This is a genomic window from uncultured Algibacter sp., assembly GCF_947495675.1.
Lineage (GTDB): Bacteria > Bacteroidota > Bacteroidia > Flavobacteriales > Flavobacteriaceae > Algibacter_B.
The window spans coordinates 1-19612 of record NZ_CANLZX010000010.1 but is presented as its reverse complement, the minus strand read 5'-3'; the positions used below and the strand labels follow the sequence as shown (position 1 = coordinate 19612).

Genomic DNA, 19612 nt, shown 5'->3' with positions numbered 1-19612 from the left:
TCTAGTCTTTTTGGGCTAGTTAAATTAGAGAAAAGAGCTATATTTAATAAACAAAAAACTAGAAAAAATATATTATTAAAATTAAACGCAAGTTTTTTTTAGAAAACTCATCTAAAATTTAAACAATAAAAAATAAATAACATGATAAAGGTATTCAAAGTAACATTATTCTCTCTTGTTTTAATTACTGGTTTTATGGCTTGCTCAAGCGATAGTACTGATTCTTCTGATGAGGAAGAAGAAGTCTTGACAGAGTTACATGCAGCATATGCGGCTTTTGATACTGAAGAAACAGATATTTATTTGTCTAATGGAGGGGCAACTGTTACAATTGAAAGTACGGGTTTACCAAATCATGAAACAGTTTATTGGGGAGAAGGAAATTCGTTATATATAGATGAGCCAGGTGTTGCTACCACACCTTCAATTATGTCAAGTAATAACAATCAAGTAACGATTACTGTTGATGCTACACCAGATTTAACGGGAAGTACTGTGCAAACTCAATTAAATACAATTGGAATAGCGGTAAGTGGAGCTTCAATATTCAATGATCAAGAAGGGAATGGCGCTCTAGATCAAGCTGCGGCAAGTCTTGATTGGACAGGTGCTCATATTGGCCCTGGTGTTTACCATTATCATTTAGAGCCAAAAGCATTCACAGATGATGATGATAAATTAGTTGGTGTATTGTTAGATGGAGTATTTCTTTACGGAAGAAAATGTAACGCTATAGGAACGTATCCAACAGATTTAGATACTTCTGGCGGACATACCACAAATACTCAATATACTAATGGTGTAGAAGAATATCATTATCATATTATTAACGAATTATATTCAACAACGGGGTCTTATATTGCTTTTGCTGGGCCATACCAAGGTTATTAAAATGAAAGGTGTAAAATTATTTTTGCTAATTTTTTCTATTGGAATTTTAAGTTGTAAAAATTTGACTAATAAGAATATTGATGCTATTGTAGTTGAATTTACAATTGCTAATAAAGATGTATTAAAAAGCAAATTAAAACTTAATGGTAATGAAGGTAATTGGTATTTAAATGATTCTTTATTTAATGGATATGCAGTAAAATATCATGAAAACGGAACTTTTATGCAAAAGGTTGGGTTTTATAATGGAAAGAAACAAGGTGTAGCAAAAGTTTGGTTTTCAAACGGAGTTCTTAAAATTGAATCGCATTATAATAAAAACAAGTTAGTAGGAAGTTACAAGGCATGGTGGGATAATGGCTCCATAGCATCAAAAGCTACATATGAGGATGGAAAATTGCAAGGTATCGAGAAAAAGTGGTACAAAAGTGGAGAGTTAGCAAAACTAAGAAATTTAGATAACGGTATGGAAAAGGGGTTACAGCAAGCTTGGCTTAAAAACGGTAAAATATACGTAAACTACGAAGCTAAAAATGGGAGAATTTTTGGAATGAGACGTGCTAATTCATGTTATAAATTAGAAGATGAAGTTGTTATTACAAAATAAAATATACAAAAGTAGTTTATTTCTTATATTGTTGACTTTTGTTGGGTGTAAAGATTCAATTAAAAAGGAAAACATTAAAGTTCTTGAAACAAGCCGAGTAGATTATTTGCCATATTATAATGATGACTCTTTTACTCCACATTGGTTAGTGCCGGGAAGTAAAGAAGAAAAAGTGTTTCATAAAATTCCTGATTTTAATTTTTTAAATCAATTAGGAGAGACTATTTCTCAAAACACGTTTGAAAATAAAATATATATCACAGATTTCTTTTTTACTACCTGCCCAGGGATTTGTCCTAAAATGACGGGTAATATGTTAAAAATACAAGAAGAGTTTATTAATGATGACGAGATATTGTTGTTATCTCACTCTGTAATGCCAGCAACAGATTCTGTTTCAGTTTTAAACGCATACGCTAAAAATTATAATGTTATAAATGGTAAATGGCATTTGGTAACTGGAGATAAAAAAGAAATTTATGACCTTGGGCGAGATTATTATTTTGTAGAAAATGATTTAGGAGAAATCAAAAGCATAAACGATTTTTTGCATACCGAAAATTTCTTGCTTATAGATAAGAATAAACACATAAGAGGGATTTATAATGGATTGAATAGAGCATCTATTAATCAATTGATTATTGATGTAAATGCATTGAAAGAAGAGAGTTGACTATTTGATTGATAGTTTTTTGAGGGAAGGCTTCGTGATATATTCGCGAAGCTTTTTTACTTTTATAAAAAATTGAAATTTATGAGGCCATATAATCCAGTATTCTTAATATTAGTTTTTTTAGTTTCCTGCGGAAAACAAAAGGAAACATTAAAATCCAATAATTTTAAAAAATTAGAAGTTATTACGCACGTATTGGACTCAACAATGAGTATTCGAGCTTTAGAAATTGTAAATAACAACAATGTTTTTTTTCTAACATCTAATGGTAATGGAGGTAGCGTTTTTTATAGCGAGTATGATAAAGCAACAAAGGTTTTGTATCCAATTCCAATGGCGCATGATAGTGTAAAAAATAATTTTAGATCTTTTGCTGCAACAAATAAAAATGGATTTGGACTTTCAATTGGTAATCCTGCTAGATTGTATAAAATTAAGAATGATGAAAAAGTAATTGTTTACCAAGAAAACCACCCCAAAGTATTCTATGATTCGATGGAATTTTGGAATGATAGTGAAGGGATTGCTATTGGTGATTCTACAGATGGATGTTTAAGTATAATAATCACCAGAGATGGAGGAAATACTTGGAATAAAATTTCTTGTAACGATTTGCCAAAAGGAACTGAAAATGAAGGTGCTTTTGCAGCTAGTGATACTAATATTGCTATTGTTGGAGATAATACTTGGGTTGCTACAACTTCTGGGCGTATTTATTATTCTTCTAATAAAGGAAATAGCTGGGTAGTGTTTGATACACCTATAATTAAAGATAAAGATACAGAAGGTATATATTCTATCAATTTTTATGATGCCTTAAACGGTTTTGGTATTGGAGGTGATTATACTAATCCAGATAATAATGCATCTAATAAGATACGAACTCAAGATGGAGGTAAAACTTGGCAATTAGTTGCTCAAAACCTAAATCCTGGGTATAGAAGTTGTGTTCAATACATTCCAAATAAAAAAGGAAAAGAACTTGTTGCTGTAGGTTTTAAAGGAATTGATTATAGTAATGATTCTGGTAATACTTGGAGACATTTAAGTGATGAGGGGTTCTATACTATTCGTTTTTTAAATGATTCTGTTGCGTATGCAGCTGGTGCTGGTAGAGTTTCTAAATTAATTTTTAAAGAGTAAATATATATTTTTAAGTATCTAATAATAAACTATTTAAGGTGTTTTGTGATGCGTTTTTCTTATATTTATAATTCAGTTAATCGTTGAATTTAAATTTTACCCTCATGAAAAAAATTACACACTTATCTTTTTTGCTATTTACAATTATTACTTATGGTCAATCACAATTACTATCTGGAATAGTTGAAACTTTTGATGGGACTACTTGGCAAAATAGTCTAGGTTATAATTATGAATACGATAGTAATAATAACTTAAAAACTAAATCGGTTTTATTCTGGAATGGTAGTTCATGGAACGAATCAGAAATGACAATTTATTCTTATAATACTAATAATAAGGTAGAAGAAGAAGTTGAGAAATATTATAGTTATATAACAAATATGTTGGAAAATGATTATAAGAGTATATATACCTATGATTCCAATGGAAATGTTACTAATATTGATGATTTTGAATGGGATTCCACGCAGTGGGTTAATGAGTCTAGATCGACCATTAATTATTCTGGTACAGTTATTACAGGTGGTTTTTCTGAAGAGTATATAGGAACCGAATGGGTAAACTCTTTTAAAACAACTATATCATATAACACAGATGGAACAATTTCTGAAATTATTGATGAAGAGTGGGATACCGATGCAGATCCTGATGTTTGGGTGTTAGATGAAAAAACGGTGTTTACTTATTACAGTAATAAAAAAATAAATACAGCTACTTATTATGATTGGGATGCTACTTCATGGGTTCAAGATAATTTAGTAACCTATACCATTGATGGTAATGGTAACCGAACATCTCAAACAGAAGTTTATACAGGCGGAACAGAAATTATTAATTATAGTTATGACATGACGGCAATGATGAGTAGTTATGCAAACCCCTTTGAAGATTATAATGGATTACAGTATATATATCAAGATAACCCATATGTAAACAAAATAACTTCTTTAAATTCTGCTGATGGTACTTTTAGGTTAACCTACAACTATAATAATAGTATATCACTAAGTGTAGATGATGAGGTTTTAAATAACCAAATTAAACTTAAAATTTACCCTATTCCTTCAAGTGATTTTGTAACAATTGATACTTCTGGTATTATTAAAAATGTAGAAGTGTATAATACCTTAGGGAGTAAAGTTATATCAACAACAAATAAAACATTAAATGTAGCATCTTTATCAAAAGGTATTTATATTGTAAATATTTTACTAGATAATGGTGCATCAATCACCAAAAAAATAATTAAAGAGTAATTATTAAGAATTATTTTGAGTAAAAAGAGAGAGAATTAATTTTTCTCTCTTTTTCTTTTCTTGTATTCCTCAAACATTTTCTTCTTAAAATCATCTTCAGCTATTTTGATAAGTATTATTTTTTTAGGTGGTAAAATACCAGAAAGGTTTTTAATAAAGTCAATTTTAGCTTTGTGCATTTTAACTTCTGCGTTATTTAATCTTTTTAATAGTTCATTAGCTTTTTCATCGGTTAATGAGTCTAAATTATCTTTTATTTCTTTCTTTATGGCTTTAAACTCATTAAATTTAATTTCAGAGGTTTCTTTTTCAAAAGCATTATAAATAGGCCAAAATTTTTGGGCTTCTTTTTCAGATAAATCCAGTTTTTCAGTAATAAAAGATACTTTAAGCGCTTTAAAATGTTCTCTGTTTTTATGTTGAGCTGTTATGTTTAAAGAAAATAACAGTAGGATTATTGGAATTATTTTTTTCATTTTAATTTTTTTTATTCTAACATTAAGTCTTCTAAATCAGCATTATTTAAAAGGTATTCTTCAATGTGTTCATCATTAACAGTATAATCTATTGTTATATTTTCTACAATTTGCTCATTTGTAAATAATGCTGCAATTTCATAAGTGTTTATATCTTCATATTCTATAAAACCTTCAACTATATCAATATCTAAATTATCAAAAGTTGGTTTATTTTCAAAAAGAGAAAGATTGAATAATAAAAGTATTACAGCTGCTATACTAGATATGTAAACTAAATTTCTTTTGTTAAATAGCGGAATTACTTTTGTTTCTTTTGTAGCTATATTATTATTTAGAATTGTATTGTTTAAAGATTCAAAATAATTGTCAGGCACCTTAAATCCAGTTCCTTTAATTGAATCTAATTGACTATTGGTATTTAATTGACTTAAAATTTTTTCATCAAAAGACTCAAAATAATCATTAGGTACTTTAAAACCAGATGAATTAATGTTATGTAATTTTTTATTCTTCATTTTTCTTTTTACTACTTATTTGACTAAAAATAAATGGAAAGGTTTAATTATTAGTTAAATAGGCTTCAATTTTTTTTACTGCAATATGATATGATGCTTTTAATGCGCCTTCACTTGTTTTTAATATTTCAGACATGTCTTTATATTTTAAATCTTCAAAATATTTCATATTAAAAACTAATTGTTGTTTTTCTGGTAGTGTTGCTATAGCTTTTTGTAATTTTAATTGAATAGTATCACCTTCAAAATAAACATCGGATGTTAAATTATTAATTGCAAGTTCTTTTACTTCTTCATTACTTACTTGTAATTGTTTTGCTTTTTTATTAATGAATGTTATTGATTCATTAGTGGCTATTCGGTACATCCAAGAAAATAATTTACTATCTCCTTTAAAGTTATCTATGTTTTTAAAAACCTTTATAAATGTGTTTTGTAATACATCATCTGTATCATCATGAGATTTTACGATATTACGTATGTGCCAATACAAACGTTCCTTATAAAGCTCTAATAGCGCTTTAAAAGCTTGGTTTTTATGGTTTCTAGATTTTAGCTGTTGTAATAGTTGTGTTTCGTCAATCACAAACAATTGTTTACACTTTAGACTAATAAATATAGTAAAAGTTTAAAAGAAATTTTTTTTAAATTACTTAAAAAACTTAGGTGATTGATAATCAGTTACATATAGAAATAAATATCGATAAAGTGTATGTTAACAACGATAAAGTGTATTTTTTCTTGTAGGATAAGGATTTATGTTTTATGTTTGTACCAGAAACCTACTTATGTTGTTAGTCGTCCCCAAGTCTAACAAAAACGAAAAAAGGATAGAAGCCCCCAAATCTCTATCCTTTTTTATATTTATAAACGTTTTTTTGCTTCTTTATTCAAAGCTTTGCATATCTACTAATTTCTTGTAAACACCTTTTTTGGTTATAAGTTCATCATGTTTTCCTTGTTCTACAATTTCTCCTTTATTTAAAACTACAATATTATCTGCATTTTGAATAGTGGAAAGTCTGTGAGCAATAACTATAGATGTTCTGTTTTTCATCATATTCTCTAAAGCAACTTGAACAACGCGTTCACTTTCGGTATCTAGTGCTGAGGTTGCTTCATCTAAGATCATTATTGGAGGGCTTTTAAGAACTGCTCTAGCTATACTTAGTCGTTGTTTTTGTCCACCAGAAAGTTTGCCCCCAGCATCTCCAATGTTAGTATGTATGCCTTCTGGTAAATTCTTTACAAACTCCCAAGCATTGGCAATTTTTAAGGCCTCTATAACATCATTATCTGTAGCGTCTAGTTTGCCTAATTTTAAATTATTAGATATACTATCGTTAAATAAAATAGCGTCTTGAGTTACTATACCTAATTGTTTTCTTAAAGATCTGGTAGTTAAGTCGTTAATATTGAAATTATCAATTAAAATATCACCTTTATTAACATGATAAAATCTTGTTATTAGATTTGCAATTGTTGATTTTCCACTTCCAGACTGCCCAACTAATGCAACTGTTTGTCCTTTAGGAATTTTTAAGGTAAAGTCTTTTAAAACATATTCGTCTTGATATTTAAAAGAAATGTTTTTAAATTCTATTTCGCTATTAAAGCCTTTTAATTCAATAGCATTTGGTTTATCTTTTATAGGGTTTGGCGAGTCTATAATCTCTTGAATACGTTCTGCTGCAGCTCCTCCTTTTTTAATATTGTAAATGCCACGAGTAATTGCTTTTGCTGGTGTTAGTATTTGATAAGAAAGTGTCATGTAAACTAAAAAAGCACTCCCATCTAGAGCGGTACCTGGGTTGCCACTAAGTACTAAGTTACCACCATACCAAAGAATTCCTGAGACCATAATAATACCTAGAATTTCACTAGTAGGTGATGCTAAGTTCTGGCGGTTTAAAAGTTTATTTGAAAAATTATAAAATCTATTAGTCGATTCTTGAAACCTAGAATTAAAAAGACCTTCAGCATTGAAACCTTTTATTATTCGTAAACCTGTTAAAGTTTCTTCTAAAGTTGATAAAAACACACCCTGTTCTTTTTGTACCCGACCTGATTTACGTTTTAAACTTTTTCCAATTCTTGAAATAACAAAACTCATTATTGGTATAAAAATAAAAACAAATAAAGTTAGTTGCGGACTTATTAAAAGCATTGTAGCTAGGGTGAATAATATTGTTAATGGCTCTCTAATAATAAGTTCTAAGACAGGCAGGAAAGAGTATTGTAAATCATTAACATCGCCAGTTACTCTGGCTATAATGTCTCCTTTTTTTTGTTCTGAAAAGAATGAAAGTGGTAACTCAACAGTTTTTTTGTAAACCTTATTTCTTATATCTCTAATAACGCCATTACGTAAGAAGACCATAAAGTAATTTGCTAAATATCCAGCAATGTTTTTAAGTAAAAACATGACAACTATTAAGATAATTACAAAAATGAGAGATTTAGCTTTATCTCCTCCTGTAAATTCATTCATTTTGAAGGATAGAAAGTCTTCTGCAAACCCCTTGATATTATTTAGGCCTGTAAATTCTGGAATAGATTTAGGAGGTTGTTTAGCATTGTCAAATATAACATCGAGCATAGGCATTAATGCTATAAAAGAAAGCGTGCTAAATAAAGCATAAAACACATTTGAAATAATGTGTCCGATAGCATATTTTTTATAAGGTTTAGCATACCTTAATATATTAGTAAAATGACTCATTAAATAAAATAGGTCTGTTTATAAAACATGCTTTTATGTTACCATAAAAGCATGTGAATGTTTTACAAAGATACATGTTCTAAATTAAATTCATGTCTTTTAAAATGGCATCAGCCTTAGCATCAAGCATAGACTCTGTTTCTTTAAAATTACTTACAGAGTTTAGTGGTGCGTTAACACTAACATAAAATTTTATTTTTGGTTCAGTACCACTAGGTCTTAAAGCTACTTGACTTCCATCTTCGGTATAATAAATTATAACATTTGATTTTGGAACATCAATTTTTGTTTCCTCGCTAGTAATCATGTTTTTTGAAATTGATAAATCGTAATCTTCAATTTTTAAAACTTTAGATCCGTTTACGACTTTCAGAGGGTTTTCTCGGGCATCAACCATCATTTGTTTAATTTCTTCAGCACCTTCAATCCCTTTTTTAGTTAATGATACTAATTTTTCTTTATAGAAACCATGTTCAACATATAGTTTTACAAGTTCGTCAAAAAATGAACTGCCGTTTGATTTAGCTATGGCTGCAATTTCACAAGCTAACAGGGTAGAGGTTACCGCATCTTTATCTCTTACAAAATCGCCTACCATAAATCCGAAACTTTCTTCACCACCACCAATAAAATTTAATTCAGGAAAATCTACAATAAGTTTTGCAATCCATTTAAAGCCAGTTAAAACAATTTTATTCTCAACGCTATATGATTTAGCAAGCTCGGTTAGCATTGGAGTAGATACAATTGTTGTTGCAATAAACTCTTTGCCTTTTATCTTTCCTTCGGAATTCCATTTTTTTAATAAGAAATCTACCATCATAACCATGGTTTGGTTACCGTTAAGTAGTTGTAAGTTACCATCAGAATTACGAACTGCAACACCTAATCTATCACAATCAGGGTCTGTACCAATAACAATATCAGCACCTTCTTTTTCTGCAAGTTCTAATGCCATTTTTAAAGCAGCTGGCTCTTCTGGGTTTGGCGATTTAACCGTTGGAAAACCACCATCTGGAACTTCTTGTTCTTTTACAATCGATACGTTTTTGTAACCAGCACGTTTTAATGTTTCAGGTACTGCCGTTATAGATGTTCCGTGAAGCGAAGTAAAAACTATTTTTAAGTTGTCTTTTGCTTGTTGAGTAGCGCCAACACTACCATTTTCTACAGAAGCATTTATAAATACATCATCGACATCTTTTCCAATGTAATGAATTAGATTGTTGTTTGCTTCAAATTTTATTTTTGCGTAATCAATGTTGTTTATTAGGTTAATTACTGCTGCATCATGTGGTGGTACTAATTGTCCACCATCTTTCCAATAGACTTTATAACCATTATATTCTGGTGGATTATGAGATGCTGTTAATACAATACCACAATGACAATTTAAATGTTTTACGGCAAATGATAATTCTGGAGTTGCACGCAAATCTTCAAATAAATACACTTCAATACCGTTTGCAGAAAATACATCTGCAACTACTTTAGCAAGCGATTTACTATTATGTCTACAATCAAAAGCAATTACAGCTTTAGGAGTTTCATTAGGGAATTGTTTATGTAAATAATCACTTAAACCTTGTGTGCTTTTTCCTAATGTATATTTGTTTATACGATTGGTTCCAACGCCCATGATACCTCTCATTCCACCTGTTCCAAATTCTAAGTCTTTATAAAAACTTTCTTGAATATCTTTGGGGTTATTGGCTATACTGTTTTTTATAGTTGTTTGCGTATCTTCATCAAAAGCCGGAGTTAACCATGCATTTATTCTGTCTAAAATTTTTGGTTCTATGTGTATCATATAGTTAGTTTTAAATAAACAAAAATAAGAAATTCATTACTTGTTAAAGATTGTATTTAGGTTATTTTTATGGGTGCGTGTTTCAAATTTAATTCTTCTTTAATAGTATATCTTTTTTTATCTGTTCTATTTCTTGATATAAGTTCTCCTAAAAATCCAGCAACAAAAAATTGTGTTCCTATTATCATTGTTGAAAGTGCAATGTAAAATTGTGGTCTTTGAGTAATGAGTCTGCCAGAAGGGTTTAAAAACAGTTTATCAATACCTAAATATACAGCAAATGCAAATCCAATCGCAAACATAATAAACCCTAAAGCTCCAAATAAGTGCATGGGGCGTTTGCCAAAGTGCGATAAAAACCAAATAGTGATTAAATCTAAAAAACCGTGAATAAACCTATTCATACCAAACTTAGTTTCGCCATATTTTCTAGCTTGGTGTTTTACTATTTTTTCGCCTATTTTAGTAAAGCCAGCATTTTTTGATAAAACAGGTATATATCGGTGCATTTCTCCATTTACATCAATGTTTTTTACCACACTTAATTTATAGGCTTTAAGTCCGCAGTTAAAATCATGAAGTTTAACACCAGAAGTTTTTCTTGCAGCCCAATTAAATAACTTTGAAGGTAGGTTTTTACTAATAACTGAATCGTATCGTTTCTTCTTCCAACCAGATATTAAATCGTAACCATCTTTTATAATCATATTATAAAGTTGAGGGATTTCATCAGGACTATCTTGTAAATCGGCATCCATTGTAATAACTACATCACCTTGGGCTTTTTCAAAACCAGCATGTAAGGCTTGGGATTTGCCAAAATTCCGTAAAAAACGAATGCCTTTTACAAATTCATTATAGTTTGATAGTTTTGATATAATACCCCATGAATTATCTGTACTACCATCATCAATAAAAATGATTTCATAAGAGAAATGATTGGTTTGCATCACTTTTGCAATCCAATCATGTAATTCGGTTAAAGATTCTTCTTCGTTGAGTAGTGGTATAACTACAGATATATGCATTTATAATAATTTCATGATAATATTCAAAAATACTGAAATTATGCTTCTTCTGGGTTATTTTTTTTCATTACTGCAGCTACAATTAACCCAACTACACTAAATCCTATTAATTGAAAAATTAAAGACTGAATTACATTTCCTATGGCAAACATATTTCCTTGAGCTTCCATTTTTTCCATAGTTTCATCAATAACTTCAGATGGCACATTATAAGCTTCTAATCTTTCTATTTGAGAGTTAATTACTTTTTCTTGAAGTTCTGCAGCAGCTTCAGGATCTATAAAATTAAAAATTATAATGCTAATTAAAGTACTAATTACTATGCCAATTAAAACTGTTATAAAATAGGACGTAAATGCGTTTTTAAAACTTAAAAAACCATTATTCGCTTTTTTTGAATTGACAACTGATATAATACCAAAAATGATTATTAGTGCCAATAAGCATAGTCCAAACCATATTTTTGTATATAAATCTAGATTTACAGCATAGGCAAAAACAGTTATTAAAGCTAAAGTAATACCTAAATAAAGGCCATAGTTAGTGGCAATAGATTTTAAAGATTTTTCCATGATATTTTAATTAAGTTGTTAGTTGTCTAGTTAGTATTCAAAGATAACAAAACGTTACATTTGTAGTTAATTAAAAGTTTTTAAATTAAGATTTTACAATAAATAATAAGGTAAGGTTATTGGTTAATTAATTAAAATAGAAGTTTGTAAATAAAAAATTATAAAAAGTATTGTGCATTTATAAAAAATACTTAAATTTGCACTTCCAAAATTGAAAGTAATAAAAAGCATTTAGCGATGAGAAAAGGTATACATCCAGAAAATTATAGAATTGTAGCATTTAAAGATATGTCTAACGACGATGTATTTTTAACTAAGTCTGCAGCAGATACTAACGAAACTCTTGAAGTTGATGGTGTTGAATATCCATTAATAAAAATGGAGATTTCTAGAACATCTCATCCATTTTACACAGGTAAATCTAAATTAGTAGATACTGCCGGACGTATTGACAAGTTCAAAAACAAATACGCTAAATTTAAAAAATAATTTTAGCCAAAATATATTTATAAAAAGCCTTTCTACTATAGAAAGGCTTTTTTATTTTTACAAGAATCAATTTTATTAAATATTGAGTTTCAAGATTAAAGTAATAGTACTTTAAACTTAAAGCTGCTAAATTCAAGCTTTCTTATGAATTACATTCTTTTTGATGGACCTTCTCGTAACAATTTGTTACCCTTTACTTTTACAAGACCAGTTGCCGATATTCGAGTTGGTATATTAACCATAAGAGAAAAGTGGGAAACCTATTTAAAAACCACAACAACTACAGTTACCGAGGATTATTTATCTGATAAATATCCAATGGTGGAAATGGATGAAAACGTCATGATAAACGCATCCTACCTCCCAAATTTAGAGTTGGTTGAAATGATAAGTAATCTAAAAGAAAATCAAGCTATTTTTAAAGGTGATGATGTTATAGCATTCTATACTTTAGAGGCACAAGATGATATTAATTTTGATGATTACGAAGCCATTGAGTTTGCAGATGATATAATAAAAATAGAAAACACTTGGGATATTTTTTCTAAAAACGGAGAAGCGATTCAAGAAGATTTTTTAGTAATAACAAAAGAGAAAGTATCTCAAGCTATTCCAGCAAGTAATAATATAATAGCTCCAGAAAATATTTTTCTTGAAGAAGGAGCTAAATTAGAATTCACGACGCTTAATGCAAGTAGTGGTCCAATTTACATAGGAAAGAATGCCGAAATTATGGAAGGCGCTATTATTCGAGGACCATTAGCGCTTTGTGAAGGTGCTGGTATAAAATTAGGAGCCAAAATCTATGGACCAACAACAGTAGGTCCTCATAGCAAAGTTGGTGGAGAGGTTAATAACTCGGTTATTTTTGGTTATTCTAACAAAGGGCATGATGGCTTTTTAGGTAATTCTGTATTAGGAGAATGGTGTAATTTAGGTGCAGACACTAATAATTCAAATTTAAAAAATAATTATGCAGAAGTACGCTTGTGGGATTATCAAACGGGAGGTTTTGCAAAAACAGGCTTGCAGTTTTGTGGTCTCATGATGGGTGACCATAGTAAATGTGGTATAAATACTATGTTTAATACAGGTACTGTTGTTGGCGTAAGCGCTAACATTTATGGTAGTGGTTTTCCTCGTAATTTTATTCCAAGTTTTAGTTGGGGTGGTAATAGTGGCTTTACTACATATCTTACAAAAAAAGCTTTCGAGGTTGCTAAAGTGGTTATGGCAAGACGTAAAGTCGAGTTTTCAGACCAAGATAAAGCCATTTTAGAGCATGTTTTTGAAGAAACTAAACAATATAGACGAGATTAGTGCTTAGGCATTAAAATATATTGTAGGTGATTTTTTTTAAAAAAAATCTACATGGGTATTTTAAACATTTAACAACAATAATGCGTGCAGATATTTTTAAAAGCAGAGGCGTTTTTTCATTAGTTTTTTTAATAATTCTTGTCATAGACATTATTGTTAAGAATACTTTAGATGTAAGTTTTTATAGGTTTATTTCCAAAATATCCTTACCCGTTTTATTGATTTCATTTTATATTATCAATCAAAAAGAAGCATTTGAAATCAAAAAATATTTTATGATTACTGCTTTGTCTTTTTTTTTAATAGGGGATATTTTCTTTATTCTGTATGAGGTAGAGTTATATTATATTTTGGGAATTATATTTTTTTCTCTAGGAAAAGTATTTTACGTCTTTAAGTTTTCAAATCAAAAAGAATTTAAATTAGGTAAATTATTACCAGTTGTATTTTTTTGCTTTACATTAATGTTCATAATGCTCTACTTAATTAATGATAACTTAAACAATTATTTCTTTCCTACGTTAGTGTATTTATTTACAGTAACCATGTTTGTTATATTTGCCTTTTTAAGAAGAGGCTTAGTAAATAATAGGAGTTTTTACTTGGTTTTAATAGGGGTATTCTTATCTCTTTTTGCTGATAGTATAGCGGCCTTGTCTTCTTTTTATAGTAATGCTGCTATACCTTACCAAGAATCTACTGTTATGTTGTTTTATGGGGTATCGCAACTTTTTATAGTATTAGGGGTTTTAAAAGAAACGGCATGTAACAAACGTAAAAAAGTGATTATTAATTAATTTAAGATATATGTTAGGGATTTTATTAATTTATTTTATTGGAAAACGGTTTTACGATCTCTCTGTAGAATACCAACAAAATAAATGGTTGTATTCTATATTAAGTGTTGTGATATATTACGCTGCTGGATTTGTGTTTGGGATTGTTATAGCTTTACTTGATATTTATATATTCGATTGGGGAATAGATTGGGATAATAATTGGGGCGTTAATTTATTAGGCTTACCAGTTGGTTTACTAATAGTTTGGGGATTTTATATGTTTCTTGAAAGTAAATGGAAAAAATCAATTCTAGTAATAAAAGACGAAATTGAGGATATAGGTAGAAATACAGAAGAGTTTTAATCCTTTCTTACATATCTTAAATCTAATAAATTAATAGGGTTGGTTCCTAAACCTTTTACATTTTTTTGAGTAAATCGAACCACTTCATCGTAGTATAAAGGCACCATAATGGCGTTCTCCATAGCCAAAGAATCTATGGCTTTATAAAGGTGTTTACGTTTTTCAATATCGGTTATAGTAAATGATTTGTTATATAAACTATCAACAGTATTGTTTTTAAAATGAAAATAATTAGAACCATCTGGAGCAAAATTTTTGCTGTAAAAAATAGATAAGTAGTTTTCTGCATCTAAATAGTCAGCTATCCAAGAGCTTCTAAACATATCAACTTTTCCGTTAGATCTTGCAGATCTTAATGTGGCTTCAGGCATAACATCAACATTAATAATTAACCCCGTTTTTTCCAATTCACGTTGTATAAATTCACAAAAACTTAAATAATTACTTGATGTTACTAAAGTGATTTCAGGATTGTTAATACCACTTTCTTTTTTAAATTGTTCAACCAGCTGTTTAGCTTTTTCTGGTTTATAACTAAATCCAATTGATGGATTGTGCCCTGGTAGTCCTTTTGGAATAAAACCGCCGTTAGCAGGGTTGCCAATACCATTTCTTAAATAAATCATCATTTTCTTTCTGTTGAAACCATAATTAATTGCTTTTCTAATTAATGGAGATTGTATTTCTGGTGTTTTAGAATCTAAATAAAAACCTAGATATTCAGAATTTAAATATGGGCCCCTAATCATGTCAACACTATTAGCATACTTAGCTCTTAATTTGCCATCAGCAGTTAATAACTCATCTTTATATGAGGCATCTAAGCTATTTAAAAAATCTATATTTCCTTGGGCAAATTGTAAAAATTCACTTTGTTTATCGGGTAAAAATGTAATAGCTACGGCTTCTAAATAAGGTAGTGATTTTCCAGTTTCATCTTTCTCAAAATATTGGTTGTTTTTTCTAAAAACAAGTTTAATATTTTCTTCCCAGCGTTTAAATTTAAATGGTCCTGTACCAATTGGGTTAGCTCTAAATTCTGTACCATAATGTTCAGTAATTTCTTTAGGAACTACAGAGCAATATTTCATGCTTAATAAGCCTATAAATGCAGGGAATGGCTGTTTTAAAGTAATCTGGAAAATGGTGTCATTAATTGCTTTAAAAGTGTCAACTTTGTTTAAAACCCAACTACCTGGAGCAGCAATCTTTTCATCCTTTAATCGATTTAAACTATAAGTGAAATCATTGGCTACAACTGTTCTAGTAGAGTCTTTACCAAATAATTTATGTTTATGGAAGTAAACATCGTTTCGTAAATTAAAAGTATATTTTATTCCATCTTCAGAAATAGTCCAATTTTTAGCAATAGACGGTAAAATGTTTAAATCGCTATCTAACTGTACTAAGCCATTAAAAAGCTGATTACAAACCCATGTGTCTTGTAAAGTTCTTGAAAAAGCTGGGTCTAAAGTATTTATATTGGCATATTCGTTATAACGAAAAACAAGATGGTCTTTGTTTGTAATTGATTGTTTTTTACAAGAAAAAAACAAAAAAAACATACAACTAATTGACAGGTAGGTGGTTATTTGTCTTAAAATTGGTTTTATCATGTAACTTATTAGTTGTAAATTTGCAATCTTTTAATCAAAGAAGGTAAATATAACGAGATTTCTGTCTTCACGGAAATGAAAATACAATGAATAAAAAAGTCGCATTTTATACTTTAGGTTGTAAACTGAATTTTTCAGAAACATCGACTATAGCCAGAAATTTTAATGATGAAGGTTTTGATAGAGTTGATTTTTCTGAAAAGGCAGATATATACGTAATTAATACCTGCTCGGTTACCGAAAATGCAGATAAGCGTTTTAAAACCATTGTAAAACAAACACAAAAAACAAATCCTGAAGCTTTTGTTGCTGCCGTTGGTTGTTATGCACAATTAAAACCTCAAGAATTAGCAGATGTTAATGGTGTAGATTTAGTCTTAGGAGCAACTGAGAAGTTTAAGATAACAGATTATTTAAATGACCTAACAAAAAATGATTTTGGCGAAGTACATTCATGTGAAATTGAAGATGCCGATTTTTATGTAGGTAGCTATTCCATTGGTGATAGAACCCGTGCTTTTTTAAAAGTTCAAGACGGTTGTGATTATAAATGTACCTATTGCACAATTCCTTTAGCACGAGGTATTTCCAGAAGTGATACCATGGAAAATGTTTTGAAAAATGCTAAAGCTATTTCAGAACAAAATATTAAAGAAATAGTTTTAACTGGCGTTAATATTGGCGACTATGGCAAAGGGGAGTTTGGTAATAAAAAGCATGAACACACGTTTTTAGATTTGGTTTCAGAACTAGATAAGGTTAAAGGTATTGAGCGTTTGCGAATCTCATCAATTGAACCTAATTTGCTTAAAAATGATACAATAGATTTAGTATCTAAATCTAGAGCATTTGTACCACATTTTCATATCCCTTTGCAATCTGGAAGTAACGAGATTCTTAAAAAAATGAAACGTCGTTACATGCGCGAATTGTATGTAGATAGAGTAGCAAAGATAAAAGAAGTAATGCCTCATGCATGTATTGGTGTAGATGTTATTGTAGGTTTTCCTGGAGAAACAGATGATTGTTTTTTAGAAACTTATAACTTTTTAACAGAGTTAGATATTTCGTATTTACATGTATTTACCTACTCTGAGCGTGATAATACAGAAGCTGCCAAAATGGATGGTGTTGTATCAAAAAATGTAAGAAGTAAGCGAAGTAAAATGTTAAGAGGGTTATCTGTAAAAAAGCGTCGTGCATTTTACGAAAGTCAAATTACATCTAAACGTTTCGTACTTTTTGAAAGTGAAAATAAAGAAGGCTACATACATGGTTTTACTGAAAATTATGTAAAAGTAAAAACACCTTGGAATCCAGAATTGGTAAATACCATACATGAAGTGGAATTAACTAAAATTGATGATGATGGCTTAGTAAGAATTGAGTTTTTAAATGTTTTATCAATATAGTTTCTTCTGATATATAGCTAATAAACCATAATTATAGTCATTTAACTTGTTTATTGTGTGTAATAGATTTACATATTTATTTTTACTAGTAATTAATCATGCCCCAATATGAATAAATTACTTTTAAACCTTTGCTTTGCATGCATACTAGTTTTTTTTACTAGTTGCTCTTCTGATGATGCACAAGACAAAAACAGTACCGCGATAATAGGTGTGTGGAAATTAACAGCTTGGAACGTAGATCAAGGATTTGATATTAATAACGATGGAGTAGTTAATACCAATCTTTTAAATGAAATTGATTGCCCTCGAAATGAAACCTTGTTTTTTGATGATAAAGGTATTGTTTCTTTAAATACAACATTCAATCCCGATTTAGATATAACTTTATTAAATGAAGAGGCAAGTGAATACCGTTTTAATGTAGCATGCGATACAGAGGGTATTATAAGTTTGGCAACATCATATACACTAAATGATTCAATTATAATGATTGGAGAAAGTGAGGCCCAGATTAAAAATGGCCAAATAATTTTAATTTTTGAAGATAGAATTAAAATATATAATGAAGATTTAACTCAAATTATCGAAACTAAAGATTTGACTTTAGTTTATGATAAATTGTAATAAAGTAATATTTAAAAATAAAAAAGCCTAAACTATATAGTTTAGGCTTTTTTATTTTAGTTATATAAAAACTAAATTCTTACACCAACTGGAAGCATTCGTTTATACTTTCTATTGCTTCTAACAAATCTTGCTATTTCTGGAGAAGTAGGCATAACACTTAAGTTACGAGAGCCAATTTCTTCAAAAACAAGTGCTAAAAATTCTTTCTTGAAATTTTCATCAGTAACACTTTCTGGAATAATTAGTTTGGTTAAAAAAATCTTTCTTTCTTGTAATGAGTATTCAATAATTGCTAAGTCATTTTCAACCTTAATTTCAAATTGACGTAAAAAATCGTTGTCAATTAATTCTGCAGCTTCAACCATGTTATTTTGTTTTAATTCTAAGGAAATTAAAAATAGTGAGTACTATTTCTCTAACTTTGTGCAAAAATACGAAAAATAATTGTTAGAATAAAGTAAAACTAAGGTTAATGCCTTATGGATCAAGAGATAATACATGTATATTTAATGCCAGGAATGGCTGCGAGTCCTAAAATTTTTGAATATATTAAATTACCAGAAAGTCAATTTAAAATTCATTTATTAGAATGGATTATTCCTTTAAGTAATGAAGGTTTAAGTGATTATGCTTATAGGCTTTCTAATAATATAAAACACAAAGATATTGTATTGTTAGGTGTATCATTTGGTGGAGTGCTAGTACAAGAAATTAGTAAACAAATTAATGTTAGAAAACTCATAATTGTATCTAGTGTGAAATCGATGAATGAATTGCCAAAAAAGATGCTATTGGCTAAAACAACAAAGGCTTACACATTAGTTCCAACCCAGCTAGCAAGTAAAATAGATGTTTTAGAAAAATATGCTTTTGGTGCAACCATTACTAAGCGTTTAGAGCTTTATAAAAAGTATTTGTCGGTTAATGATAGTAAATATTTAAGTTGGGCTATTAAAGAAATGGTTTGTTGGAATCAATTAGATTTCCGTTCAGATATCATTCATATTCATGGTGATAAAGATTCTGTTTTTCCTATTAAAAATATTAAAAAATGCATCGTGATTAAAAATGGCACTCATATTGCTATTATTAATAAATATAAATGGTTTAATGAAAATTTACCTAAACTAATTTTAGGTAGCTAAGCTATTTTTTTTAATTTTATAAAAATTACCTTGCCCCCAACTGGGCAAATCCCGGACCCGTGGCAAACCCTCGGTATGCCGGCTTTTGGGGGGGTGGCGGCCCCCACGTTTTCCAGCGGTGGCCCGCGACCGAGGTTGGTCTGATTGAACGTCCCGAC

General features: G+C 29.5%; 21 protein-coding genes. 12 read left to right on the top strand and 9 right to left on the bottom strand.

Features of this window, described 5'->3' with window-relative positions; genetic code table 11:
- The first annotated feature begins 141 nt into the window (after positions 1 to 141).
- The 5 genes from Q0842_RS08365 (at position 142) to Q0842_RS08345 (ending at position 4573) form a co-directional block, all read left to right on the top strand.
- Positions 142 to 891, top strand: coding sequence for a YHYH protein (locus tag Q0842_RS08365; protein ID WP_298496742.1), 750 nt, complete (start codon positions 142 to 144; stop codon positions 889 to 891).
- A gap of 61 nt (positions 892 to 952) precedes the next feature.
- A complete protein-coding gene (locus tag Q0842_RS08360) occupies positions 953 to 1498 on the top strand; it encodes a hypothetical protein (protein WP_298496740.1) in 546 nt (181 codons plus the stop codon).
- On the top strand, positions 1476 to 2171 hold the full coding sequence (locus tag Q0842_RS08355; protein WP_298496737.1) for an SCO family protein: 696 nt from the start codon (positions 1476 to 1478) through the stop codon (positions 2169 to 2171). The genes Q0842_RS08360 and Q0842_RS08355 overlap by 23 nt, the downstream gene beginning before the upstream one ends.
- Before the next feature lie 81 nt (positions 2172 to 2252).
- On the top strand, positions 2253 to 3314 hold the full coding sequence (locus tag Q0842_RS08350; RefSeq protein ID WP_298496735.1) for an oxidoreductase: 1062 nt from the start codon (positions 2253 to 2255) through the stop codon (positions 3312 to 3314).
- Between the two features lie 104 nt (positions 3315 to 3418).
- Positions 3419 to 4573, top strand: coding sequence for a T9SS type A sorting domain-containing protein (locus tag Q0842_RS08345; RefSeq protein ID WP_298496733.1), 1155 nt, complete (start codon positions 3419 to 3421; stop codon positions 4571 to 4573).
- A 35-nt stretch (positions 4574 to 4608) separates the two neighbouring features.
- Here the strand turns inward: Q0842_RS08345 and Q0842_RS08340 are convergent, their stop codons facing one another.
- The 7 genes from Q0842_RS08340 to Q0842_RS08310 all read right to left on the bottom strand — a co-directional run bounded on the left by Q0842_RS08340 (position 4609) and on the right by Q0842_RS08310 (position 11699).
- Positions 4609 to 5049, bottom strand: coding sequence for a hypothetical protein (locus Q0842_RS08340; RefSeq protein ID WP_298496730.1), 441 nt, complete (start codon positions 5047 to 5049; stop codon positions 4609 to 4611).
- Positions 5050 to 5060: 11 nt separating this feature from the next.
- Positions 5061 to 5567: a hypothetical protein gene (locus tag Q0842_RS08335; protein WP_298496728.1), complete on the bottom strand. Its 507-nt coding sequence runs from the start codon at positions 5565 to 5567 to the stop codon at positions 5061 to 5063.
- A gap of 43 nt (positions 5568 to 5610) precedes the next feature.
- Positions 5611 to 6153: an RNA polymerase sigma factor gene (locus tag Q0842_RS08330; RefSeq protein WP_298496725.1), complete on the bottom strand. Its 543-nt coding sequence runs from the start codon at positions 6151 to 6153 to the stop codon at positions 5611 to 5613.
- 300 nt (positions 6154 to 6453) lie between these two features.
- Entirely contained in the window at positions 6454 to 8289 is a 1836-nt protein-coding gene (locus Q0842_RS08325; protein WP_298496721.1) for an ABC transporter ATP-binding protein, read from the bottom strand.
- 79 nt (positions 8290 to 8368) lie between these two features.
- Positions 8369 to 10099: a phospho-sugar mutase gene (locus Q0842_RS08320; RefSeq protein ID WP_298496719.1), complete on the bottom strand. Its 1731-nt coding sequence runs from the start codon at positions 10097 to 10099 to the stop codon at positions 8369 to 8371.
- Between the two features lie 56 nt (positions 10100 to 10155).
- The gene (locus tag Q0842_RS08315; protein ID WP_298496716.1) at positions 10156 to 11127 is read right to left on the bottom strand and encodes a glycosyltransferase family 2 protein; all 972 of its coding nucleotides are present in this window, start codon (positions 11125 to 11127) and stop codon (positions 10156 to 10158) included.
- A 38-nt stretch (positions 11128 to 11165) separates the two neighbouring features.
- A complete protein-coding gene (locus tag Q0842_RS08310; RefSeq protein WP_298496714.1) occupies positions 11166 to 11699 on the bottom strand; it encodes a DUF4199 domain-containing protein in 534 nt (177 codons plus the stop codon).
- Between the two features lie 237 nt (positions 11700 to 11936).
- Here Q0842_RS08310 and Q0842_RS08305 point away from each other — a divergent pair, with 237 nt between their 5' ends.
- The 4 genes from Q0842_RS08305 (at position 11937) to Q0842_RS08290 (ending at position 14651) form a co-directional block, all read left to right on the top strand.
- Positions 11937 to 12188, top strand: a complete 252-nt coding sequence (locus Q0842_RS08305; protein ID WP_298496709.1) for a type B 50S ribosomal protein L31 — start codon at positions 11937 to 11939, stop codon at positions 12186 to 12188.
- Between the two features lie 144 nt (positions 12189 to 12332).
- Complete coding sequence (locus Q0842_RS08300) at positions 12333 to 13508, top strand: GlmU family protein (RefSeq protein WP_298496706.1); 1176 nt, start codon at positions 12333 to 12335, stop codon at positions 13506 to 13508.
- Positions 13509 to 13588: 80 nt separating this feature from the next.
- Positions 13589 to 14305, top strand: a complete 717-nt coding sequence (locus tag Q0842_RS08295) for a lysoplasmalogenase family protein (RefSeq protein WP_298497055.1) — start codon at positions 13589 to 13591, stop codon at positions 14303 to 14305.
- A 10-nt stretch (positions 14306 to 14315) separates the two neighbouring features.
- The gene (locus tag Q0842_RS08290; RefSeq protein WP_298496703.1) at positions 14316 to 14651 is read left to right on the top strand and encodes a hypothetical protein; all 336 of its coding nucleotides are present in this window, start codon (positions 14316 to 14318) and stop codon (positions 14649 to 14651) included.
- On the opposite strand, the gene Q0842_RS08285 is transcribed toward Q0842_RS08290, so the two are convergent.
- Positions 14648 to 16267 (bottom strand): ABC transporter substrate-binding protein, encoded by a 1620-nt coding sequence (locus Q0842_RS08285; protein ID WP_298496700.1) that lies wholly within the window; start codon positions 16265 to 16267, stop codon positions 14648 to 14650. The two genes, Q0842_RS08290 and Q0842_RS08285, sit on opposite strands and share 4 nt — an antisense overlap.
- A gap of 86 nt (positions 16268 to 16353) precedes the next feature.
- On the opposite strand from Q0842_RS08285, the gene mtaB reads away from it, so the two are divergent.
- Both mtaB and Q0842_RS08275 read left to right on the top strand, forming a co-directional pair.
- Positions 16354 to 17679, top strand: a complete 1326-nt coding sequence (mtaB, locus tag Q0842_RS08280) for a tRNA (N(6)-L-threonylcarbamoyladenosine(37)-C(2))-methylthiotransferase MtaB (protein WP_298496697.1) — start codon at positions 16354 to 16356, stop codon at positions 17677 to 17679.
- A gap of 108 nt (positions 17680 to 17787) precedes the next feature.
- Positions 17788 to 18306 carry a hypothetical protein gene (locus Q0842_RS08275; protein ID WP_298496693.1) on the top strand — a complete coding sequence of 173 codons (519 nt, stop codon included), beginning with the start codon at positions 17788 to 17790 and terminating at the stop codon, positions 18304 to 18306.
- A 71-nt stretch (positions 18307 to 18377) separates the two neighbouring features.
- Here the strand turns inward: Q0842_RS08275 and Q0842_RS08270 are convergent, their stop codons facing one another.
- Positions 18378 to 18674 carry an N-acetyltransferase gene (locus Q0842_RS08270; RefSeq protein WP_298496690.1) on the bottom strand — a complete coding sequence of 99 codons (297 nt, stop codon included), beginning with the start codon at positions 18672 to 18674 and terminating at the stop codon, positions 18378 to 18380.
- Between the two features lie 114 nt (positions 18675 to 18788).
- Here Q0842_RS08270 and Q0842_RS08265 point away from each other — a divergent pair, with 114 nt between their 5' ends.
- Positions 18789 to 19454: an alpha/beta hydrolase gene (locus Q0842_RS08265; protein ID WP_298496687.1), complete on the top strand. Its 666-nt coding sequence runs from the start codon at positions 18789 to 18791 to the stop codon at positions 19452 to 19454.
- Positions 19455 to 19612 lie beyond the last annotated feature (158 nt).